The organism is Aquamicrobium sp., assembly GCF_023954335.1.
Lineage (GTDB): Bacteria > Pseudomonadota > Alphaproteobacteria > Rhizobiales > Rhizobiaceae > Aerobium.
In genome coordinates this window covers 1023841-1043058 of the sequence record NZ_JAMLIE010000001.1, presented here as the reverse complement: position 1 = coordinate 1043058, position 19218 = coordinate 1023841, and the positions used below count along the sequence as shown (strand labels likewise).

Sequence of the window (19218 nt, the reverse complement as noted above, 5' to 3'; positions counted from 1 at the left end):
ATCACCTGTGGGCATCAGTTATGGGCACCACTTGTGGGAGACGGATTCGGAGCGATATGCTGGCCTTTGAAAGGCTTGAAAATCCAGCATTTCCGGCGATTCTGGAGAACAATTGGCTGGGGAACCTGGATTCGAACCAGGACTAACGGAGTCAGAGTGTTTGATTGCACTTTGATTTCGCTTGGCTATTCCCGATTTGTCGCCGTCTTGTCGCGGTCAGCCAAGCAAAGCACTCGCCGCCCGATCCATCTGGCTGCCGTCATCGCCCTTGGGGAACAGGTGCGAATACACGTCGAGCGTGACCTGTATAGAGCTATGTCCCATGCGATCCTGCACCACCTTGGGCGGCAGACCGAGCCCGCCATCTTCCGGCCGGTTGATGCACCAGCTTGCATAGAAGTGGCGGAGGGCATGAAGGCCCGGATACTTCGGGGCCAAGATCGGCCCGCCGCGCTTATCGACCTTATCCGTCTTCGTGGACACGCCTGCTGCGATCTGTGGCGGATGGAACCATCGCTTGACGATGTTAGCGTGATATTCGATGCCGCCTGTGCCGGTCGGGAAGACAAGGTCGAGATCGCCTTTGGGGCAATCGTCCTTCCATGCCTTGAGGGCGGTGACGAGATCGCCGGGCAGGGGAATCGTGCGGCGACCCTTGGCCGACTTCGGCGAACCTATCTCCTGATAGGCGTCGGCCCGCTGGCGGATCGTCACTTCGCCCTTGTCGAGATCGAGGTCGGTCCAGCGCAGCCCGCGAAGCTCCGATGCCCGCATGCCCGTAAGAACCGCGGTCATAATGAAGATGCGCGGCTTGCCCGTGGCATGGGCGAGGATTGCCTTTACTTCATCGCGGGTGGGGATATCGACGCCGACCTGGACCTGCTCGACATGGCGAGCCGCTACTTGCTTCGACGCCTTCCTGCGACCGATGTCCTTCACTGCGTTGCGCACGACCAGCCCGCGCTCCTGCGCGTCGGACAGGAGCGATCCCAGACTGACGCGGACAGCGCGGATCATTGCAGGGGAACGACCCTTCGCCTTGAGCGTGTCGAGGAACGCGCGCACCGCCGGCACCGAAATTTCTGTCAGCCGCTTCGTGCCGATGAATGGTTCGATGTGAAGGCGCAGGTGCTGCTGGTATTGAGCGATGGTCGATCGTTCCAGCCCGTCATCTTCGCAGGCGGAGATCCAGTGCTTGCCAGCGGCCGCAACCGTGATCGTGTCGGCATCGGCCACATGGATGCGCCCCGACACCTCGACATGCGTTTGCGCGTCGAAGGCGAGGGCATCCTTCTTCAGCTTGAATGTCTTGATATGCCGTTTGCCGTGCTGGTCGCGGTAGTCAACCACCCAGGCGCTGCCGGGCTTGCCGTTGTGAATCCAGTTGCGTTGTCTGATCGCCATAACGGTAGCGATAAGGGACTAACGGATTCAATGCAACAAGTGGAAATGTGCGCGAGCGAAAGAAATCGCTTGACAAAAGAGCGCAAAATGGCACTATATGCATTTGACACACGCTTCGCGAAAATTATGAAGCGCATGTCAAACTTTTAACAGGCGCCGCGAGTCGGTGTCAAGCGAAAAGTCAAGCGAGTGGAGAAAAATTTTGCAGCACGCCAACGACAATATCGCCGGGGACATCCTGCGCGGTGCTGATGCTATAGCGCGGTTCCTCGGGTTTCCGAGGCGGACCATCTACCATCTGGCGTCAAAGAATGGGCTGCCCCATTTCAAGCTGGGGGAAACCATCTGCGCTCGGAAATCGACGCTGGCTAACTGGATTGCCGAGCAGGAGAGGGCTGCGGCGTGAGCACCGCCCTTGTCCCCATCGAGACGCTGGGCGCGGAGATCAAAGCTCGCGTCGAGGCTGGTGACAAGGCGCTCGACAAAGCCGAGCAGCATTACATCGCGGCAGGCATCCAGCTTGCCGAGGCCAAGAGGCGACTGGAGCAGACAAAGGAAATGGCGTGGCCTGCTTTCCTCCACGCGCATTGCGCGATCAGACGTCGGCGCGCTGATGACCTTATCGCAATAGGCCAGGGTCGCATCACTCTTGCGGAGCACAGAGAGAAGAACCGGGAGCGCGTGGCGGCACATCGGGAACGGAAGCGGGCCGCGCCGGCATTACGTAATGCCGAGAATAATGTCAGCGAATTACCTCCACCAATCAGGGCGGGGCAGGAGGAAGACCTGCGCGCAATCATTGCCCGACAGGCCAAGGAGATCGAGGCGCTCAAGCGTCAACTCGCCAAGGCCGAAGAAACGATTGCGGAGAAGGAAGCGCAACGAAGGGCGCAAGAAGGTCTGGCTGCATCAATGTCGCGGGCCGCGCACGATCAGTCTAACCGCGCCATGTTCGCGGAGGCCGACAAGGAGCGGCTGGCGGATGAGCTTGCGGCATTACGTAATGCCGACGAATATCAATCAGGATTGGAGCGCGCAGAGGAGATGCTCCTGGGCGAATATTACGGGGTCGCCGAGACGTGGCTACAGCGACTGGGAACAGACGAGGATCATCCCGCCTACCGGCACCGTATCGAGGCACACAATTCCTTTGTGACGGAGGATATCGGTTTCCTCGACATCCTGATGATGATTCAGCACGAGGCTTTTGGCAGGCTCAACGACTACTTCTCTTCATCATGCACATACAACGGATTGCCGGAACAGGGCGTCAGAGAGCCCAAGTGGCGCTCGCACGCGCGAACCTTGGCGGAGCGCGGTCACGTAACGGGCACCAATAATCAGGAGCCCGCCAAGGGCCTCGCCGCTTAGTACTAACGGGAGATACACCTTGCATATCATTTCAATCCGCCCGGAGCGATCCGGCGGGAACACCCTTGCACGCTTCGATGTCCAGCTGGACGGGATGCGTTTGTTTAACCTGGCGCTGAAGCGCACCGCTAACGGCTACCGCGTCTTCGCGCCGTCCGCGTTCGGCGGAGCCGTCGTCACCTTTACACCTGAAACCTCCGCGGCGCTGGTGGCGCTCGCAACGGGAGAGATGCACCATTATGACCGTCGCGCAGCCTGAAACAGTCGGCGAGAGCCGCCGCTACTGGACGCATGGCGTCGAGACCTTCCCCAGCCCGGTCGCGCAGTTCCGTATGGCCCAACTGATAGACATGGACGACCGTCTCTATGAGACGGCGCGCGTCGTCTACAGGTTCATGGTGGGCTGGTATCATGATGGTTATGGCGACGCCCTGCTGTCGCAGCGTCATGTGGCGAAGGTGATGAAGCAGCGCGCACCGGCGGGGGCGGTTGTCCCTTCCCGTAATGCGGTGCAGCGCGCCATCCTCGCGCTGATGGAGACGGGCTGGGTAGTTCGATCATTCCAGGGCCGCGGTAAGGGCAAAGGCGCAAGCCGATATGTGCCCGTCATGAACGTTCTCGAACTGGCCGCGCAAGGCAAATTCCCCGAACCGGCCCACGCTACCGGGCCAGTTGAACCGGCCCACGCCAATGGGCCACTAGTGGCCCGCGCCAATGGGCCAGTTGAGGCCGAACCGGCCCACGCTACCGGGCCAAAGACCCTCCCACCTGACTCGGCCACTGAGCCGAAGACAGGGGGGGAGGAATATGACTTTGCCCCGCCTGCACCCGCCCTTGCGGGCGGTGCGGCGGCAAAGGAGGGATTCGATGAACTTTACGCCGCCTATGGAGTGAAGAAGGACAAGGCCGCCGCACGGCAGGCATACGACAAGCTAGCGCCCGACGCCGACCTGCACGCCCGGATGGTAGATGCGGCGCAGGCGTGGCGGCAGGCTGCGGGGAGTATCGACCGGATGCGCCTTCGCCGATGGATCGAAGAAGAGCGGTACGACGAGGATCCGAAGGGCAAGCGCGATGGAAAACGGGCTGACCATGCCGACACCCCGCCTGCGAAGCCGAAGCCTGCCGGCGGCGAGCCGTTCGTCGAGCGGCGCGAGACACTGACCGTCATCAGTGCCAGCATTAGCGATGACGAAGATCGTGAAGGCGTCCGGTGGCTCGACCTTATCTTCCGGCGCGAAGAGGACGGGAACGAAGACCTGGGCGAAAGTTTTGTTGTCGAGTCGCCCGACCCGGATCGGCAGGAAGACGGTCAAAAAAGCCTGGCGGCGTTCTTTGAGCGCCTCGGGATGGATGTGCCAGAAGATGCCGACGAGATTGTAGGACTCACATTCACCCGCACGCTACGAAGCAAGTTCGGCTCGTGGGAATATGCGCCGGTTGCCGATAACGACAACACCCCTGACGGCATCCGGTATGTGGACGATTGGCAGCCCGCGCCTTCGGAGCCGAAGCGCCCACCCGGTGGGTTCTTCAAGGCAGTCGTCGCGGCACATCCGCTTGAGTTCCACCCCCAAAGCTTTGCCGCCGCCCTCGCCACCGAAGACGATGACGATGAGGAGGCGGCATGACGGTCCCGCCCATCGGCCATAATGGCGGCCCGCCGCTTGACGAGCCGGTCATCGTCGAGAAGCCGGACGGGCCGTGGTATGACCTGCGGCTTCTGCGCATGAACGGGAAACCGAAGAACCCCGTAGACCGCCTGACCAGTCGCACGCCGCTATGGAACTTCACGGACGACGAGAAGCCATTTCTGGGGCGTCGCATCCGGGGCCGGAAGGACATTGCCAACAGCCTGAACGGCGGGCCGCTCCGCCACCAGAAGGTGACGCCGTGGCGGCCCGTGCCGATGAAGCCGCGCCCCGTCGAGGGGCTTGGCCCGGTTGCGAACGTCAATGCAACCCAGCGCCTGCCATACATGGAGGAGGCCAAGGCTGGCCGCATCACCGATGAGCAGGCGGAAGCCATCAGCAAGGGCGTGGCGGTTCGCTCGTCGACGCCGCCGCAGATCGCTGCGCACCTGAACGGTGTCCTGCAACGGGCGCGGGCGGGCGCGGAGATGAAGGAACTTGCGCCTGACCACCTCGACATCGCCGTGAAGCGGCTGGCGGAGGCCGGCAGGATCGTGCTCCGCTGCGCCGTCGATGCCGCCATGGCCAGATCGGAGGGGAAGGTTTACGCGCTCGCCACCGCAGCATCGGCGGACCTGCTGGCCATGGTCAAGAAGGCGCGGGGCGGCGCTCGAAGCGGCGCAGGCAGGAAAACCAAGCAAGCAAATGATAACTATTTGATCGAGCAAAGGAAAGTAGCTTGACCGTCGCTAACGCGCATTCAACTCTCTAGAGGTTGAGAGGGTAAATTTGCCGCTTAGGTCAATTTTTCGAGTTTTCGCATACAGTACAGTGAAGGGGTCGGGTGCTGCCCACATGGCTGCTTGCTGCTCGCCGGGGTGAACAGATTTACCGTTGGTGTTATCCAAGTTGGATTTCACCAACCACCGTCCAAACTGCTCGTCGTCTAGATGCGGGAGATTCCTCATATCCGTGACCCTATTTAAGTAGGAGGCGCTGCTCGTTAGTGCGCTTTCCGCCTTTTCGCGTGGAGTAATAGTAGGAGGGGGAGGAAATAAATATCCTCCGCCACAGCCGAAAAACTCAATGAAATCAATGGTGCCGATTTTCAATCGGCAGGGGGTCCGGTTTTTCGTGCTGAAATAGCGCGCGAAAATCCCCGCCATCCAAGAAAATATTGCGCCGTTACCTCCTCGCGGCGCAGCCGGCCGCCGCCCCTCACGGCAGCCGGCACCATTTGCTGATGTCCAGCGTAGCGGCGGCATCAGCCGCGGGCATGGGGAACCATCGCCCGCACCTATCCGCTTCGGCGGACGCCTGACCCCGGATGTACGGGCAGGCACCCCATCCCGCCCTGCGCGATGCTTGGCGGTTGATCGAGCCTGCACCGTCCAGCCGCGTCTGGCACCGGGCGGTGCAGGCCCCCGCTTTTTTTAAACACCTGTTGCTCTTCGCACCATAGATCAAAGGAGCCGAAGCGATGACGCTATCGGAACTGGTGGACGCCATCTCGGCTTCCACGGGACTGGCGCGTGGGCGTGTCTATATGCACGCGCGCCGCCTTCAGGAAATCGGGCTGGCACCTGTCGGCCAAGGCGGGCGGAATGCCCCTGAATGCGACATTGGCCATGTCGTGCTGACGCTGTTCGCCCTCATGTCCGGCCTGCCGGTTCATCATGCCGCACATGCTGCAGTCGAGTTCTGCGAGCTTGAGAACGACGGCGCGCAGGCGCTGGGCTACGTCACCGGCATGCTGGAGTCCGTCGCCAAGGTCGACAAACTCGACCTGACGGACGTCCCGGAAGACCTGCTGCTCGCCTTTAAGTCGACTATCGCCTTCACGTCCCAGCCGGAGCCGCGGATGGTTGTTCGGTACACTTGCACCGACACCCCGCTGGAAGTCGCGTTCACACGCGATGGCGTGCCCTACGCGCCGGAGAACGTCGAGGAGATCACCGAGTCCAGATCGATCCCCGGCACGCTTCTGTTCAGGCTGGGCCGGGCAATCAGGCATGTGTCGAAATGAAGTGGTGGCCATTCCAGAAGCGGGCCATGAAGGCCAGCGACCTGCCCGCCGGCCTGTTCGCCCCGGAGACGGCCGCCGGCATCGCGGTCACGCCGTCCACCGCCCTGCGCTCGCCGACCGTTCTGGGCTGCGTTCGCACCTTGTCGGAGATCGTCGGCAGCCTGCCGCCGCATCTATATAAGCGCGGCGCGGAGGGTTCCCGCGAGCGGGATACCGGCCACGAGGTTGCGGCGCTGCTGAAGGCTCCGAACCCGTGGACCAGTGGCACGGAGTTCCGCACCCGCCTCATGGTCGACGCCTTGTTGCATGGGCAGGCATTCGCCCGCGTCATTCGTGCGCGCGGCAGGCCGAAGGAACTGCACCGGCTCGACCCGTCCGGCGTGACGGTAAGGCTCAACGACAAGTCCGAGCCGGAATACCACGTCAGCCAGAAGGCCGGTGCACCGATCGTTCTGAAGTGGCGGGACGTGCTGCATCTTCAGACGCCCGGCTCGGCCATCGACGATCCGTTGAAGCTGATCGACCTGGCCCGCGAGGCCATATCGCTGGACCTGGTGATGCAGCGATATGAAGGCCGCGCCTTCTCTTCCGGGGCGCGACCGTCCGGCATCTTGACCGTTCCGGGCAAGACACCGCCGGAGCGCCGCAAGGTCATTCACGCCGAATGGGAGGCTGCGCACGGCGACGGGGCAGTGGGGCGCACGGCCATTCTTGACGACACGATGACGTGGCAGGCCATCACGCGCACGATGGTCGAGAACGATTTCCTGCAACTGCGCAAGCATGTCGCGGCTGAAATCAACCGGGCCTTCAAGATCCCGGAGGTTCTGAATGGCGTGACAGACCGGGCCGTCTGGAGGAATGTCGAGGAGCTGACCACGGTCTTCCTCGAAATGACCCTGACCCCGTGGCTGGACGTCTGGCAGGCGGCATACGCCCGCTGCCTGCTCACGCCGGAAGAACAGGGCAGTCACTTCATCGAGTTTCAGGTTGATGCTCTTGTGCGGGCGAACCTCGCCGCCCGGTTCAATGCCTATCGGCAGGCGTGCGGCTCGTCGTGGATGACGCCCAACGAAGTTCGCCGGCTCGACAACCTCCCGCCGCATGAAGGTGGCGACGATCTGGTCCTTCAGGCCGGACAAACCCCGGCGGCCGAAGCGCCGCCCATCAATCCCATAGAGGATGACAATGACCGAAAAGAAAACTGATTGCGTCACCGCCAAGTTCGGCGGGCGCGACCTGACCTTCGCGATTCCGCGGGAACTGCTCCAGTTCTTCGAGTCGATGATTAAGGAGGCGGCGCAGGTTCGCCTTTCCAAGATCATTCATGGATATGCCACCACCGCGGAAATCCGTGAGGTTCTGGAGTATGCCGCGCCGAAAGGTCTGGGGCGGGAAATCCCGGTCGATCACGGCGCTGCCGAGATGGTGCGCATGCGCTTCCAACTTGAGGCCCTGCGCCCGCCCAAGAAGACGTTCGTCTCCGAAACCATGGCTAAGAACGGCCCGATGAAATACGCGGTGCTCGCACAGGGCATCCTCGCCGCCGCCCTCCACGGCTTGCCGGAGTCGGCAGCTCACTTCGATGAGGATGAGGAAGCGGATGACGCAGCCGCGTGACCTGGACAGGCTGCTGGACCAGCTTTCCGAGGACAAGGCCCGTTACGACGCGGCCGTGCTCCGCGCCCGCATCGCAACGGAGGAGCGGCGCATCGCCATCGATCGCCGCTTCCTTGAAGCAAATCCCCACGCAATGAAGGCCACTTAATGCCAGAACCAAACCTGATCGAGGTTAGACACCTCGACCTTGAATGCCGATTCACGTCCGATGAAACCGGCATCATCGAGGGCATCGCGTCGCGCTGGAACGAACTGGACGCTTATGGCGATCTGGTCCAGCCCGGCGCGTTCACCGCGTCGCTGGTGCAGCACCGCACCAATGGCACCATGCCCGCCATGCTCTGGCTTCACGGCCAGCCTTGCGGTGCATGGGAAATCATCGAGGAGCGATCCGAAGGACTCTATGTCCGCGGCAGGTTCGCTCTTTCGACCACCACCGGCAGGCAGGCTTACGAGCACGCCAAGGCCGGTACAACCACCGGGCTTTCCATCGGCTTCCAGTACCTCGACGCCGAACCCGGCCCCGGAGGGGCATGGATCGTCAGATCCGTAGAGCTTCACGAAATCTCGCTCACCCCGACACCAGCGGCACCCCGTGCCCGCATTACGCAAGTCCGTTCGCAAGGAACCAACATGCCCGAACCTATCCAGACTCCTGCTCCCGCCCCGGCCGTCGAGGCCATCACCGCCGAGCAGTTCCGCGCCCTTCAGGATGAGGTGCGCAACCTGACCACCGCTCTTGACGAGGCCGAGGTGATCGCCCAGCGCGGCACCGTGCCGCCCCGCCCGGTATCGGCCGCCGACGCGGAAACCGAACTGCGCGCCCTCTCGACGCTGATCCGCACCGGCGACTTCTCCGAAGTTCGCGCGGCCACGTCGTCCAGCGACCCCGAAGGCGGGTACTTCATCCTGCCCACGGTCGACACCACCATCCGCAACCTGCTTGCCGATGTCTCGCCGTTGCGCGGTCTTGCCGACGTGGTGACGATCAACAGCAACGCCTATGAACGGTTCTATTCGACCGGCAACCGGGGCGCGCAATGGGTTGGCGAAACGACCGAACGTCCGCAGGACACGGCTCGCCCGCAGCTCATCAAACATTCCTACAACGTGATGGAGATGTACGCCGCACCGGCTGGCACTCGCCACCTGTTCGAGGATGCGTCGTTCGACGTCGCCGGCTGGTTCAATACCTGGGTGGCCAACGACTTCGCCCTGTCGGAAGGTGAAGCCTTCCTTCGCGGCGACGGTATCGGCGGCAAGCCTCGCGGCGTCGCCACCTATCCGATTGTCGCTACGGGCGACGCCACCCGCGCGTGGGGCGAGATGCAGTATATCCCCGCCGGCCATGCCAGCGCGCCGACCGACGACAATTGGGCGAAGGCGCTGGTCAAGCTGGTGCTCACGCTGCATCCGCGCTTCCGGGCCAATGCCGCGTTCGTCATGAACAACGCCACACTGATCCGCATCCGCGAGATCCAGGACAGCAATAAAAGGTTCATGTGGTCGGATCACGGCAACCTCGGCGAGTCGGCGGAAAGCGGCTACCTGCTCGGCTACCCCGTCCATATCGACAACAATATGGACGATATCGGCTCCGACAAGTTCCCGATTGCCTTCGGCGACTTCCGTCAGGGGTACGTCGTGGTCGACCGGCAGGGCATCCGCATCGAGCGCGATGCCGTGACCCAGAAGGGCATCATCCTCCTGGACACCTACGCCCGCGTCGGTGGCGGTCTCGGCGACAGCCGCGCCATCAAGTGGATGAAGGTCGCCGCGGCGTAATTTCATCACAACTTGTGACGAAATTCAGGGCGGCCCGATGGACCGCCCTTCTCTTTCCAGAAGGAACATATCGTGAAAGATACTTTCTCTAACTTCAAGGCCGTGCAGGCCATTGTGCCCGCCGTGAAGACCGCTGCCGCCGATGGCGACGCTATCGACATGCAGGGCTTCAATTCGGCGCTGATCGTGGTCAATGCCGGTGCGGTCGCTGGCGACGGCGAGTTCTCCATCAAGTTGCAGGAGTCGGACACCACGACATCGGGCGACTTCACCGACGTCGCTGCCGATGACCAGCATGGCACCGCGCCCGCAGTCATTGATGCGAACAGCGTCGTGAAGCTCGGCTACGTCGGCAGCAAGCGATACGTCCGTGTCGCGGTGACCAAGGCCGGCGGCACCAGCATCGCGCTTGGCGCGGTTGCCATCCTCGGCCATGCGGCCGTTTCGCCGGTGGCCTGACCATAGCCTTATCCGGGGTCTGCCCATCATTGGGCGGACCCCTTTTCAGGAGGCCGCATGGACCCCGCAAATTCCATTCTGAAGGCCGTTGTCGCCGCCCTGAAAGCCGACAGCGTGCTTGCCGGCATGGTCGGCACCAAGATATTCGACCGCCCGCCCCATAGGGACGGCGAGCCCGACGTGCCGTCGCCATACATCTCGCTTGGCCAGCACGACACGAATACGGAAGAGCGCGCCGAATGCCTCGACCTTGTGTCCGTCACGTTTCAGGTCGACGTCTGGTCATGGGGCACTGGCGACGCTTATCATCGCGAGGAAGCCGGCAATATCGCCTCGGCGGTGCGGCGCGTGCTCGACATGCGCCATGTCGAATTCACCGGCGGCTCGGCTGACATCTATCATCGCCAGACGCGCTTCCTGCGCGATCCGGACGGCACCAATCATATGGCCATCACGCTTGAGGCTGATGCCGATGTCACGGGCTAAGCTATGCGCCCGATGCCGTCGCGTCGTCCCCGCCGGTAAGCGCTGCCAATGCACTGAGCGCGTCCGCAAGGCCAAGATCGACGCCACCCGCCCCAACGCGGGCGAGCGTGGCTATGCCGCAGACTGGCGCGCCGTTCGCCGACAGTACCTCGATGCGCATCCCATGTGCTCGCATCCCGACTGTCAGGCCGTGGCGACAGAGGTTGACCATATCCAGTCGATAGCAGATCGCCCCGACCTGCGGCTGCGCTGGTCGAACCTGCGCGGCTTCTGCAAGCGACACCACAGCCAGCGCACGGCCCGCGACCAGTCATTCATGTCCGCCGAAGCGCGCGCCCGCACATGGCCCGCGGACCTGCGCCCCAGCGCCATACCGCTGACCATCGTATGCGGGGCACCGGGCAGCGGGAAATCCTATTGGGTGCGGCAGCAGGCGGGCAGCGAGGACGTGGTGATCGACCTCGACGAGATAAAGGCCCGGCTTGCCGGCACCCGCATATACAGCGCCCCAGCGGCTACAACAGGCCCCGCGCTTGAGGAGCGCAACACCATCCTGCGCAGCCTGGCCACGTCCGACGCACCGCGCGCGTGGTTCATCGTGTCCGCGCCCGAGCCTGCCGAGCAGCAATGGTGGCGACGCCAGCTTGGCGGCACGGTTCACGTCATGGACGCCGACGAAGAGACCTGTATCGCGCGCATCAACGCCGATCACCGGCGCATCGGCCACCGCGAGCGGATGGTGGAGCGCTGCCGCGAGTGGTTCCGCAGAGCGAGGGGGGAGTCGCGAGCTTTCGAGCCGCCACGGCCGACCGCGCCCCCCCTACCGACAAAACTTTTACCCGAATTGGGAATTTCAGATGTTGACAAACCTTTCTTTGGTTGAAGCGCCCGATCCGGTGGTCAGCCTCACGGACGCGAAGGCGTTTTTGCACGTCTGGCACGACGACGACGACGCGCTCATCACACAGTTGATTGCCGCCGCGACGGACAAGCTGGACGGTGCAGGCGGCGTTCTGGGGCGCGCGCTGGGCGTGCAGACGTGGCGCTTGATGCTGGATTGCTTCCCGGCCGGCGCAGTGAAACTGCCACTGCCGCCGTTCCGCAGCGTCGAGAGCATAACGTATTTCGACCGCCACGGCGATCAGCAGACGCTCGATCCTGCCGATTACAAGACCAGCGGCGTCGGTGGCACGGGCGTCATCGTGTCGACAGGAGACTGGCCGGATACTTGGGATTTCCCCGGCGCTGTCGATATTGTGTTCGAGGCCGGTTACGATGCCGTGCCGGCATCGCTGAAACAGGTCATCCTGGGCCTGGTGTTCTTCTGGTACAGCACCCGCGGCAAAGTTCCCGACGGGAACACCGCCACGGAAGTTCCCTTCGGCTTCGATGATGCTATTTCCGCATGGCAGGTGGCTTATGTCGGTTAGGATTCGCGTCAAGGGCGTGAAGGGCCTTGGCCGCGCCTTCCGCAACGCCACCGGCATGGTCTCCGAAAAGATCGACAAGGCCGTCGAGAAGAACGCCACCGAAATGGTCGGCACGGCGAAGGCGCTGGTTCCGGAGAACACCGGGGCGCTCAAGGAATCCATCGGCAAGGAGAAGGTGACGAACGGCTGGAAGGTCGAAGCCACTGACGAGGCCGCGCCATACGTCGAGTTCGGCACGCGCAAGATGGACCCGCAGCCGTTCTTCTTTCCAGCCTACCGCCTCAACAAGAAGCGGTTCAACGGGCGCGTCAAACGCGCCGCTAAAGCCGCCATCAAGGAAGCAGGGATCGGGAAATGAGAGAACGCATCGGGTTTCAGGAATCCGAATGGGTGGACGACGGGTGGGGCGGTTCGGAGTCGGCGTGGGTGACGAAGTTCGAGGAGCCGGCCGAGCTTCGCCCCGGTATCGGCTCGGAGACGGTTATTGCCAGCCGCATCGCCGGCGTGCAGCCGTTCACCATGGTCATCCGCAGCAGCACCCGCACCCGGCAGATAACGCCGGCATGGCGCTGCTATGACGTGCGGGCCGGCATGGGCGAGGACGGCAAGACCCCGAAACGCCTCTTCAACATCAAGGCAGTCGCGAACCCGGACCAGTGGCATAGCATGCTCAACCTGATGGTGGTGGAGGGCACGCCATGAAGGGGCGCAAGGCTGCCGTGAAGGCCACGGCCGGGGCGCTGAAGCGTGTACCGAAGCCGCCCGCCGACCTGACGGCGCTGGCGCAGCAGGTATGGAAATCGGAACTGCCCCCGCTGGTGCGCGCGGAGAAGATCGCCGCGCACGAGCTGCCGCTGTTCAAGTCCTATTGCTCGGCCACGGCCCGCATCGACGAGGCGCAGGCGGAGATCGACAGGCACGGCCTGCTCGTCGTGTCCGGTTCCGGCGAACTGAAGCGCAATCCGGCCACCACGATTCAGAAGGAGGCTATCGCCCTACAGGCGCGCCTCGCGACTGAGTTCGGCATCACGCCTGCCAGCCGCAACAAGAACGAAAGATTTGTCGATGACGAAGACGCGCCGCCCGGAATGGCTGTTCGATGACAGTCCATTGCCGGACCCGCATGGCTACGGCCAGCGCGCGGTGGATTTCCTTCGATGGATGAACCACCCGAAAACGCAGAGCGGTAAGTTTGAACTGGATCGTTGGAAAGAGCGGCTGATCCGCAAGATATACGGCACCACCCGCGAGGACGGCACCCGACAGTATCGCACTGTCTGGCTCCAGGCTGGTCGCGGCTCTCACAAAACTTCACTGGGCGCTGGCGCGGAACTGCTTCACCTCGCCGGGCCGGAGCGCGTTCCCTCCGGCAATATCTACAGCGCCGCGAACAGCCAGAAACAATCGGCCCTGATTCACCGCGAGATGGCGGGCATCATCCGCTCGACGCCGTGGCTGAAGAAGCGCATCACGATTCAGAACACGTTGAAGCGCTGCCACTTTCGCGACGACGACGTGATCTATGAGGCGATGTCGGCGGACGCCAGCAATGCTCATGGGCTATCGCCGCTCCTGACCGTGGTCGACGAATATCACGAATTCCGCACCACCGACCTCATGGACGCCATCCGGTCGGGGCAGAACAAGCTGCGCAACACGCTCTTGCTGATCGCCACTACGGCCGGCGCAGGGCGCGACACACCGGCGTATGACTTCTACGCCTACGCCAAGGACGTTGCCGCCGATCCGTCGATAGACCCGACCTTCCTGCCGGTGATCTTCGAGGCCGCGCCGGAGGACGATTGGCAGGACGAGGCGATTTGGCACGAAGTTAATCCCGGCCTTGAGTTCGGCTATCCCGATCTGGAGTCGATGCGGAACTATGCCCGCGAGGCAGCGCATCGCCCCAGCCAACGGGACGCCTTCCGCCGCCTGCACCTCGGCGTCTGGCTGGAGCAGAACGAGTCGCCGTGGCTCGACATGGCCGTCTACGACGAGGGCGCGCGCGACTTCGATTCTGCCGCATTGAGGGAAGCACCCTGCTTTCTTGGCGTCGACCTCGGCTTCACGGAAGACCTGTCAGCCATCGTCGCGGCTTTCCCGCGTCAGGACGGCAGGCTGATCGTGGTGCCCTATATCTACGCTGCCGAGGACACGCTTGCCCAGCGACAGGAGCAGGATGGCCAGCCGTGGCTAGAATGGCGCGACGACGGGCACCTCCTGACCACGCCGGGGCGCAGTATCGACCTTGACGTCATCGAGGCGAAAATTCGCGAGTTGTGCGAGGCGCATGACGTGCGCGAGATTGCCATCGACCGTTTCGGCGCGTTCGGCATCCGCAAGCGCCTTGAAGAGGACGGCCTGCCGATCTTCGAGCACGGTCAGTCGTTCGGGCACATGGGGCCGGCCATTAAGGCAGTTGAGCGCCTTGTGCTGGAGGGCCGCCTGATTCATGGCGGGCACCCCGTTCTTCGCAATCACTTCGCCAACGCCCATCTGCGCGCCGACGACATGGGCAACCAGCGCTTCCAGAAGGGGCGCGACCGCGCCCGAAAGGTGGATGGAGCGATCGCTGCCGTCATGGCCGCAGGACGTGCCGACGCCGCCGTAGAGGCCGGTTCCATCTTTGATGACTACGAGCCCGGTTCGCTGGTGCTTCATTAGGAGTTCATAATGTCAAACAAGGATATGGCGCGCGTCGTCATCCAGATGGAAACCGAAGTCGGCCGGCTTCGGAAGGACTGGGCGAAGGTCGAAAAGATCGTCCAGGGTTCCGCGAACAACATGCAGCGGTCCAGTGCTCGCGCTGCGCAGAAGATGCAGCGCGACATGACGAACGCCACGAAGAACATGGGTTCGGCGTTCAAGGGCGTTGAATCCGCCGGGAAGAAATTCTTCAGCCCGCTCGCCGTTGCGGCTACCGCGGCCCTGGCACCGATCCTGTCGGTGGCCGGCGCGTTGGGCACCGCAAAGGCCGCGATGCGGGAATTTTCACAGACCGGCGACGTTGCCCAGCGACTCGGCATTGATGTCGAGCGATTGCAGGAACTGCGGTATGCCGCCGAACAGGGCGGCATGTCTGTTACCAACTTCGATGTTGCGCTGCGCAGGTTCATCCGTCGGTCATCGGAGGCGGCGCAGGGTACGGGCGCTGCGGTTGGCGCGTTCAAGGAATTGGGCATTTCCGTCCGCGATGCCGATGGCAACCTGAAAGCCAGCGACAAGCTGCTCGGCGAAGTCGCCGACCGCATGACGAAGGTGAAAGATCCTGCCGACAAGTTGCGGCTCGCCTTCAAGATGTTCGATACCGATGGCGCGGCCATGGTCAACGTGCTGGCCAACGGCTCCAAGGGACTGGACGAGTTTTCAGCGAAGGCCCGCAGTCTCGGCATCGTGGTCGAGCGCCACATGATCGCGCGCGCGCAAGAATTGTCTGCCGAGTTCGACACGGCCACGCGCATCATAGACCTGCAATTCAAGCAAGCTCTGGTCAACCTTGCGCCCGTCATGGTTGGCGTCGCCGAGCGTGCCGCGCGCCTGGCTGGCGATATTCGCAGCGTCATCGACTCCATGCGCGATCTGGAAAATCAGGGCAGCCAGTCGCTCGACGGGCGGATGCGTTCTCTGGGGCTGGAGCGGATGGACGTTGAGCGGCAGATTGCCGACATCCGCGAAATGCAGCGCAACATGGTTCCCGACGCCTCGGGCGGGTACACATGGGAGCGCGAGCTTGGCGAATGGAATAATCGGCTTAGGCAGATCGCCGACGAGGAAACCCGCATCCTCAAGATTCTGGAGAGCCGCAAGCCCGCCGCACTCGCTCCCATCCCGGAAGGCGAAGCTATCGACACCAGCGGCGGGCGGACGGGCGGACGCAATGCTGCGGCCGAGGCCGCCCTACGCGAAGCCGAGGCCGTCAAGGCATTGATTGCGGACCTTCAGTTCGAGCGCGAACAGATCGGCCTTACCGATCTTGAGAAGCGCACGAATGAAACCCTGCGCCGCGCTGGTGCTGCGGCAACGGCCGAGGAGCGCGAACAGATCAAGGCCCTGGTGGCCGAGATCGAGCGCGAGACGGAATCTCTGAAGGCCAACGAAGCCGCCCAGCAGGCCCGCACACAGGCTATCGTGGGGATGTTCCAGATGGGCGGCGATGCGCTCATGTCCATCGTGGACGGCTCGATGAAGGCCGAGGAAGCCGTCAAGCGACTGGCGGTGCAACTCGCGCTTGCCGCTGCACAAGCGGCCTTGCTGGGAAGTGGGCCGCTGGCGGGGCTGTTCGGTGGTGGCCTGTTCGGCGGCGGTGGCTTTGTGCCGAACACTACGGCGGGTGCGTTCTTCACCAGTGGCTTTTCCTCCGGCGGCTACACCGGCCCCGGCCCGAAGAACAAGCCGGCGGGTATTGTCCATGCTGGCGAGGTTGTTTGGTCGCAGGATGACGTGCGCAAGGCTGGTGGTGTTGCTGCCGTGGAGGCCATGCGGAAAGGCTTGGCGGCACCCGCGCAGATCAGCGCGCCGGTTATGCCGAAGCTGTCCGCGGTGGGTGGCGGTGGGGGCAACGTCACGGTCTCGGTTCCGATCCACATCAACGCGCCGGGGGCCGACTCCGCCGCGTTGGCCCGCGTGGAACAGCAGGTCACGAAGTTGCAGCGAGATCTTCCGGCTACTGTTATTTCTACAGTGCGGCAGATGCCCCAGAAGAATATCAGGTAGGGGTATCTAGGGCGTCAGCCGACGCCTTTAGAAGTTGGACCGCGTTTGCTCGTAGTTCGGCTTCGACCTCGTCAAATGTTGACGTCTTGTCCATTCGCGTCCGGATCTGGATATCCACGCGGTGCGCTGGGGCGATACTGTCATGTTCAAGAAGACCTGGTCCGAAAAAGTCTAGCCGGACCGTGCCGGTGAACACACCATCCTCAGAGATATAGGTGATATCGAAAATTCGGATATCGTCTAGCTTCATCATCTTCCCTCCCATATTCCCCGCCAGCATCATGGCGCGGGCGGGAGGGGAGTCAATGGGCTTTAGACGGACGCCGGTTGCCTTGCCGTCACGGGTGGCGGGCGGTAGCCGATACGTGCTTCAACCCGCTCGCCTTGCTCTTTTTGGCTGCCATGGCTTTTCCTCCCCGTCCGGCTCGGCCATCGCAAAGCCGGCAGTCAAACCAAAATACGACTCATAGAACCGCCTGACCAGCGGCACAGCGCGCCCCCGATGAAGGGCATCGACTATCGGGAAGCCCTTCGTTTCAAGCAGCGGTAGCGTGTGGCGCTCCCAATGGCCTGCGCGCGCCTTACCCACCACCGCAACCGCGATCTCCCTGTCGCCGGCGAACAGCGGCAGGGCGTCGAGGGCGCGGAAGGGGAGTGCTTTCGGCTCATCGGCCATCCCGCAACCTCACTACGCCGTCGCCGCGCTCGTCGTTGATGAATTCGACGCCGGCAGATTCGAGTGCGGTGCGGATGGCGGTGAGATTGTGTGTGACGGGTGTATGCACGCCCTTCTCAAAGGAACGGACTGTCGAGAGGCCAACCCGTGCGGCGGCAGCAAGTTGACTTTGAGTCCATTCCAGAAGGCCGCGGGCGGCGCGGCATTGCGCTGGCGTCATAGGGTCATCTCCTCTGTGAGGTGCACGGTTGGTAGCCGTGTGGGTGGTTGGCCCAGAATTCTTTTCGCAGACTATTTCGTTAAATACAACTTTTTTCGTTGACATTTATCGTGCAACGAATATCGTTGTGTTGAATTTTAATAGCTGACAACAGGAGTAGCCCAGCATGAACGCGCATACACCACCGCCGACCACCGACATCTCGATCCTGGCCGTCGAGGATCGCGTCAACACCGCCATGAACGCCATGCTACTGGCGCACGACTTCATCGAGGAGTTTTGCAACAGCTTCACGCATCGGGCCGCGGATGCCGAAAGCGCCAACACGGCCAGCTATGCCATCGGGCATGCGCGGGAGACGATGCGGCGGGCCTATGAAATTTTCCACGCCTATCAGGCGCAGGAATTTCTGAAGCGGGAGATCGCAGCATGACCAGAACCGTGACCTTTGACCCGATGGAGTTGGAAAACCAGACGATCGAGCTTCGGCGCTTTAAGAACCTCGCCCTGCATCATGCGTGTGAGCATGACCCGAAAGACCCCGATGACATTTCCCGGCTGGCCCACACATCGGAAATGCTGTGCGATAAGGTTGGCGAGTTTGTCCGCTGGCTGGAAGACAATGGCAGGTCGAGTGTTGGGAGGGCCGAGCCATGACCCTCCGCGAAGTCTACGCCGCCCGCGCGGAGAACCGTCGCAGGATGCGCTCGGCCAGCCCGAGGGTGCGCGAGATACGCGAGAAGCTGGCCGCGCTCTATGACGACCTGATCGTCGCGATGATGAAGGAGGACGCGGCATGAAGTGGCAGCCTATCGAGACTGCGCCGTGGGAGGTGCGTATTCTTCTCTATGAAGACATGAGGGGCATCTGCATCGGAGAGAGAGACCCGCTATGCGGGTTCCAGATCGACGGCTGGCTGGATAGCGACTGCCTCCCATCCATTCACCCGACCCACTGGATGCCGCTGCCGGAAGCGCCCACCACCTGAAATCCGCCGGGCACCGCGGCTTCACCATCCGCGCCCGGCGAGTAGGGCCGTCATTCTGGACATCGTGTCCGGATTGAGCACCACCGGCCCGCCCTCTTGTCGCATCCTTGTCGCGTTTCGTTGCCTCCGCAGATTACGATTCGTTACAAATCAATGGCTTGCGTTGCGACAAATTTCGCGACTTGCGACAAGGATTATCGTGGTTTTGGGAGCTAAGTGCTTGATTTTGTTTGGCTGGGGAACCTGGATTCGAACCAGGACTAACGGAGTCAGAGTCCGCGGGTCTACCGTTAACCTATTCCCCAAAACCGGGATCGAGGCGGGCGCGTCGTCGGGAAGGCGTCTTCCGGGTGCCGAGGCGGTGCCGCTCGATTTCGGGCTGCCTTGTAACACATCTGGACCGTCGATC

Annotated in this window: 28 protein-coding genes and 1 tRNA gene; 23 read left to right on the top strand and 6 right to left on the bottom strand. The window is 62.6% G+C overall.

Going from position 1 to position 19218, the window contains the following annotated elements:
• Positions 1–216: 216 nt before the first annotated feature.
• Positions 217–1404, bottom strand: coding sequence for a tyrosine-type recombinase/integrase (locus M9945_RS05165; RefSeq protein ID WP_367943684.1), 1188 nt, complete (start codon positions 1402–1404; stop codon positions 217–219).
• A 202-nt stretch (positions 1405–1606) separates the two neighbouring features.
• Between M9945_RS05165 and M9945_RS05160 the strand changes: the two genes are divergently transcribed.
• The 5 genes from M9945_RS05160 (at position 1607) to M9945_RS05140 (ending at position 5149) form a co-directional block, all read left to right on the top strand.
• Complete coding sequence (locus M9945_RS05160; RefSeq protein WP_367943683.1) at positions 1607–1810, top strand: helix-turn-helix transcriptional regulator; 204 nt, start codon at positions 1607–1609, stop codon at positions 1808–1810.
• On the top strand, positions 1807–2775 hold the full coding sequence (locus tag M9945_RS05155) for a hypothetical protein (protein WP_367943682.1): 969 nt from the start codon (positions 1807–1809) through the stop codon (positions 2773–2775). Before M9945_RS05160 ends, M9945_RS05155 begins: the two co-directional genes overlap by 4 nt.
• Before the next feature lie 19 nt (positions 2776–2794).
• On the top strand, positions 2795–3034 hold the full coding sequence (locus M9945_RS05150) for a hypothetical protein (RefSeq protein WP_367943681.1): 240 nt from the start codon (positions 2795–2797) through the stop codon (positions 3032–3034).
• Positions 3015–4406 carry a hypothetical protein gene (locus tag M9945_RS05145; RefSeq protein WP_367943680.1) on the top strand — a complete coding sequence of 464 codons (1392 nt, stop codon included), beginning with the start codon at positions 3015–3017 and terminating at the stop codon, positions 4404–4406. The genes M9945_RS05150 and M9945_RS05145 overlap by 20 nt, the downstream gene beginning before the upstream one ends.
• Positions 4407–4504: 98 nt before the next feature.
• Positions 4505–5149 carry a hypothetical protein gene (locus M9945_RS05140; protein ID WP_367943679.1) on the top strand — a complete coding sequence of 215 codons (645 nt, stop codon included), beginning with the start codon at positions 4505–4507 and terminating at the stop codon, positions 5147–5149.
• A gap of 6 nt (positions 5150–5155) precedes the next feature.
• Here the strand turns inward: M9945_RS05140 and M9945_RS05135 are convergent, their stop codons facing one another.
• Positions 5156–5572 (bottom strand): hypothetical protein, encoded by a 417-nt coding sequence (locus M9945_RS05135; RefSeq protein ID WP_367943678.1) that lies wholly within the window; start codon positions 5570–5572, stop codon positions 5156–5158.
• Between the two features lie 314 nt (positions 5573–5886).
• On the opposite strand from M9945_RS05135, the gene M9945_RS05130 reads away from it, so the two are divergent.
• From M9945_RS05130 to M9945_RS05065, 14 genes are all read left to right on the top strand, one after another.
• On the top strand, positions 5887–6432 hold the full coding sequence (locus tag M9945_RS05130) for a hypothetical protein (RefSeq protein ID WP_367943677.1): 546 nt from the start codon (positions 5887–5889) through the stop codon (positions 6430–6432).
• 26 nt (positions 6433–6458) lie between these two features.
• Positions 6459–7640, top strand: a complete 1182-nt coding sequence (locus M9945_RS05125; protein ID WP_367943676.1) for a phage portal protein — start codon at positions 6459–6461, stop codon at positions 7638–7640.
• A complete protein-coding gene (locus M9945_RS05120) occupies positions 7621–8052 on the top strand; it encodes a hypothetical protein (protein WP_367943675.1) in 432 nt (143 codons plus the stop codon). Before M9945_RS05125 ends, M9945_RS05120 begins: the two co-directional genes overlap by 20 nt.
• Positions 8036–8200: a hypothetical protein gene (locus tag M9945_RS05115; RefSeq protein WP_367943674.1), complete on the top strand. Its 165-nt coding sequence runs from the start codon at positions 8036–8038 to the stop codon at positions 8198–8200. The genes M9945_RS05120 and M9945_RS05115 overlap by 17 nt, the downstream gene beginning before the upstream one ends.
• Positions 8200–9837, top strand: coding sequence for a phage major capsid protein (locus M9945_RS05110; RefSeq protein ID WP_367943673.1), 1638 nt, complete (start codon positions 8200–8202; stop codon positions 9835–9837). The genes M9945_RS05115 and M9945_RS05110 overlap by 1 nt, the downstream gene beginning before the upstream one ends.
• 72 nt (positions 9838–9909) lie before the next feature.
• Entirely contained in the window at positions 9910–10296 is a 387-nt protein-coding gene (locus M9945_RS05105) for a hypothetical protein (protein WP_367943672.1), read from the top strand.
• 57 nt (positions 10297–10353) lie between these two features.
• Positions 10354–10782, top strand: a complete 429-nt coding sequence (locus tag M9945_RS05100; protein ID WP_367943671.1) for a DUF3168 domain-containing protein — start codon at positions 10354–10356, stop codon at positions 10780–10782.
• Positions 10769–11665 carry an AAA family ATPase gene (locus M9945_RS05095; RefSeq protein ID WP_367943670.1) on the top strand — a complete coding sequence of 299 codons (897 nt, stop codon included), beginning with the start codon at positions 10769–10771 and terminating at the stop codon, positions 11663–11665. The genes M9945_RS05100 and M9945_RS05095 overlap by 14 nt, the downstream gene beginning before the upstream one ends.
• On the top strand, positions 11640–12212 hold the full coding sequence (locus M9945_RS05090; RefSeq protein WP_367943669.1) for a phage head-tail connector protein: 573 nt from the start codon (positions 11640–11642) through the stop codon (positions 12210–12212). Before M9945_RS05095 ends, M9945_RS05090 begins: the two co-directional genes overlap by 26 nt.
• Positions 12202–12570: an HK97-gp10 family putative phage morphogenesis protein gene (locus tag M9945_RS05085; RefSeq protein WP_367943668.1), complete on the top strand. Its 369-nt coding sequence runs from the start codon at positions 12202–12204 to the stop codon at positions 12568–12570. The genes M9945_RS05090 and M9945_RS05085 overlap by 11 nt, the downstream gene beginning before the upstream one ends.
• Positions 12567–12914 (top strand): head-tail adaptor protein, encoded by a 348-nt coding sequence (locus M9945_RS05080; protein WP_367943667.1) that lies wholly within the window; start codon positions 12567–12569, stop codon positions 12912–12914. The genes M9945_RS05085 and M9945_RS05080 overlap by 4 nt, the downstream gene beginning before the upstream one ends.
• Entirely contained in the window at positions 12911–13315 is a 405-nt protein-coding gene (locus M9945_RS05075; RefSeq protein ID WP_367943666.1) for a phage terminase small subunit P27 family, read from the top strand. The genes M9945_RS05080 and M9945_RS05075 overlap by 4 nt, the downstream gene beginning before the upstream one ends.
• The gene (locus M9945_RS05070; RefSeq protein WP_367943665.1) at positions 13278–14876 is read left to right on the top strand and encodes a terminase large subunit; all 1599 of its coding nucleotides are present in this window, start codon (positions 13278–13280) and stop codon (positions 14874–14876) included. Before M9945_RS05075 ends, M9945_RS05070 begins: the two co-directional genes overlap by 38 nt.
• 9 nt (positions 14877–14885) lie before the next feature.
• Complete coding sequence (locus M9945_RS05065; protein ID WP_367943664.1) at positions 14886–16925, top strand: hypothetical protein; 2040 nt, start codon at positions 14886–14888, stop codon at positions 16923–16925.
• Here M9945_RS05065 and M9945_RS05060 read toward each other — a convergent pair.
• From M9945_RS05060 to M9945_RS05050, 3 genes are all read right to left on the bottom strand, one after another.
• On the bottom strand, positions 16918–17178 hold the full coding sequence (locus M9945_RS05060) for a hypothetical protein (protein WP_367943663.1): 261 nt from the start codon (positions 17176–17178) through the stop codon (positions 16918–16920). The genes M9945_RS05065 and M9945_RS05060 overlap by 8 nt on opposite strands.
• A gap of 117 nt (positions 17179–17295) precedes the next feature.
• Positions 17296–17601: a hypothetical protein gene (locus M9945_RS05055; protein ID WP_367943662.1), complete on the bottom strand. Its 306-nt coding sequence runs from the start codon at positions 17599–17601 to the stop codon at positions 17296–17298.
• Complete coding sequence (locus M9945_RS05050; RefSeq protein WP_367943661.1) at positions 17591–17821, bottom strand: multiprotein-bridging factor 1 family protein; 231 nt, start codon at positions 17819–17821, stop codon at positions 17591–17593. The genes M9945_RS05055 and M9945_RS05050 overlap by 11 nt, the downstream gene beginning before the upstream one ends.
• A 166-nt stretch (positions 17822–17987) precedes the next feature.
• Here M9945_RS05050 and M9945_RS05045 point away from each other — a divergent pair, with 166 nt between their 5' ends.
• From M9945_RS05045 to M9945_RS05030, 4 genes are read left to right on the top strand one after another with little or no spacing between them, the layout of a single operon-like run.
• On the top strand, positions 17988–18254 hold the full coding sequence (locus M9945_RS05045; RefSeq protein WP_367943660.1) for a hypothetical protein: 267 nt from the start codon (positions 17988–17990) through the stop codon (positions 18252–18254).
• Positions 18251–18478 (top strand): hypothetical protein, encoded by a 228-nt coding sequence (locus M9945_RS05040; RefSeq protein WP_367943659.1) that lies wholly within the window; start codon positions 18251–18253, stop codon positions 18476–18478. The genes M9945_RS05045 and M9945_RS05040 overlap by 4 nt, the downstream gene beginning before the upstream one ends.
• Positions 18475–18621: a hypothetical protein gene (locus tag M9945_RS05035; protein ID WP_367943658.1), complete on the top strand. Its 147-nt coding sequence runs from the start codon at positions 18475–18477 to the stop codon at positions 18619–18621. Before M9945_RS05040 ends, M9945_RS05035 begins: the two co-directional genes overlap by 4 nt.
• Positions 18618–18809 carry a DUF551 domain-containing protein gene (locus M9945_RS05030; RefSeq protein ID WP_367943657.1) on the top strand — a complete coding sequence of 64 codons (192 nt, stop codon included), beginning with the start codon at positions 18618–18620 and terminating at the stop codon, positions 18807–18809. Before M9945_RS05035 ends, M9945_RS05030 begins: the two co-directional genes overlap by 4 nt.
• Positions 18810–19040: 231 nt before the next feature.
• On the opposite strand, the gene M9945_RS05025 is transcribed toward M9945_RS05030, so the two are convergent.
• Positions 19041–19114, bottom strand: a tRNA-Gln gene (locus M9945_RS05025).
• Positions 19115–19218: the final 104 nt, after the last annotated feature.

Excerpts from the sequence above, each read along its gene's own strand:
- M9945_RS05045 (WP_367943660.1), top strand. The coding sequence starts at position 17,988 with ATGAACGCGCATACACCACCGCCGACCACCGACATCTCGATCCTGGCC.
- M9945_RS05080 (WP_367943667.1), top strand. The coding sequence starts at position 12,567 with ATGAGAGAACGCATCGGGTTTCAGGAATCCGAATGGGTGGACGACGGG.
- M9945_RS05145 (WP_367943680.1), top strand. The coding sequence starts at position 3,015 with ATGACCGTCGCGCAGCCTGAAACAGTCGGCGAGAGCCGCCGCTACTGG.
- M9945_RS05085 (WP_367943668.1), top strand. The coding sequence starts at position 12,202 with ATGTCGGTTAGGATTCGCGTCAAGGGCGTGAAGGGCCTTGGCCGCGCC.
- M9945_RS05030 (WP_367943657.1), top strand. The coding sequence starts at position 18,618 with ATGAAGTGGCAGCCTATCGAGACTGCGCCGTGGGAGGTGCGTATTCTT.
- M9945_RS05110 (WP_367943673.1), top strand. The coding sequence starts at position 8,200 with ATGCCAGAACCAAACCTGATCGAGGTTAGACACCTCGACCTTGAATGC.
- M9945_RS05090 (WP_367943669.1), top strand. The coding sequence starts at position 11,640 with ATGTTGACAAACCTTTCTTTGGTTGAAGCGCCCGATCCGGTGGTCAGC.
- M9945_RS05065 (WP_367943664.1), top strand. The coding sequence starts at position 14,886 with ATGTCAAACAAGGATATGGCGCGCGTCGTCATCCAGATGGAAACCGAA.
- M9945_RS05055 (WP_367943662.1), bottom strand. The coding sequence starts at position 17,601 with ATGGCCGATGAGCCGAAAGCACTCCCCTTCCGCGCCCTCGACGCCCTG.
- M9945_RS05035 (WP_367943658.1), top strand. The coding sequence starts at position 18,475 with ATGACCCTCCGCGAAGTCTACGCCGCCCGCGCGGAGAACCGTCGCAGG.
- M9945_RS05070 (WP_367943665.1), top strand. The coding sequence starts at position 13,278 with ATGACGAAGACGCGCCGCCCGGAATGGCTGTTCGATGACAGTCCATTG.
- M9945_RS05120 (WP_367943675.1), top strand. The coding sequence starts at position 7,621 with ATGACCGAAAAGAAAACTGATTGCGTCACCGCCAAGTTCGGCGGGCGC.
- M9945_RS05040 (WP_367943659.1), top strand. The coding sequence starts at position 18,251 with ATGACCAGAACCGTGACCTTTGACCCGATGGAGTTGGAAAACCAGACG.
- M9945_RS05050 (WP_367943661.1), bottom strand. The coding sequence starts at position 17,821 with ATGACGCCAGCGCAATGCCGCGCCGCCCGCGGCCTTCTGGAATGGACT.
- M9945_RS05135 (WP_367943678.1), bottom strand. The coding sequence starts at position 5,572 with ATGGCGGGGATTTTCGCGCGCTATTTCAGCACGAAAAACCGGACCCCC.
- M9945_RS05140 (WP_367943679.1), top strand. The coding sequence starts at position 4,505 with ATGAACGGGAAACCGAAGAACCCCGTAGACCGCCTGACCAGTCGCACG.
- M9945_RS05115 (WP_367943674.1), top strand. The coding sequence starts at position 8,036 with ATGACGCAGCCGCGTGACCTGGACAGGCTGCTGGACCAGCTTTCCGAG.
- M9945_RS05075 (WP_367943666.1), top strand. The coding sequence starts at position 12,911 with ATGAAGGGGCGCAAGGCTGCCGTGAAGGCCACGGCCGGGGCGCTGAAG.
- M9945_RS05130 (WP_367943677.1), top strand. The coding sequence starts at position 5,887 with ATGACGCTATCGGAACTGGTGGACGCCATCTCGGCTTCCACGGGACTG.
- M9945_RS05125 (WP_367943676.1), top strand. The coding sequence starts at position 6,459 with ATGAAGGCCAGCGACCTGCCCGCCGGCCTGTTCGCCCCGGAGACGGCC.
- M9945_RS05100 (WP_367943671.1), top strand. The coding sequence starts at position 10,354 with ATGGACCCCGCAAATTCCATTCTGAAGGCCGTTGTCGCCGCCCTGAAA.
- M9945_RS05060 (WP_367943663.1), bottom strand. The coding sequence starts at position 17,178 with ATGATGAAGCTAGACGATATCCGAATTTTCGATATCACCTATATCTCT.
- M9945_RS05165 (WP_367943684.1), bottom strand. The coding sequence starts at position 1,404 with ATGGCGATCAGACAACGCAACTGGATTCACAACGGCAAGCCCGGCAGC.
- M9945_RS05095 (WP_367943670.1), top strand. The coding sequence starts at position 10,769 with ATGTCACGGGCTAAGCTATGCGCCCGATGCCGTCGCGTCGTCCCCGCC.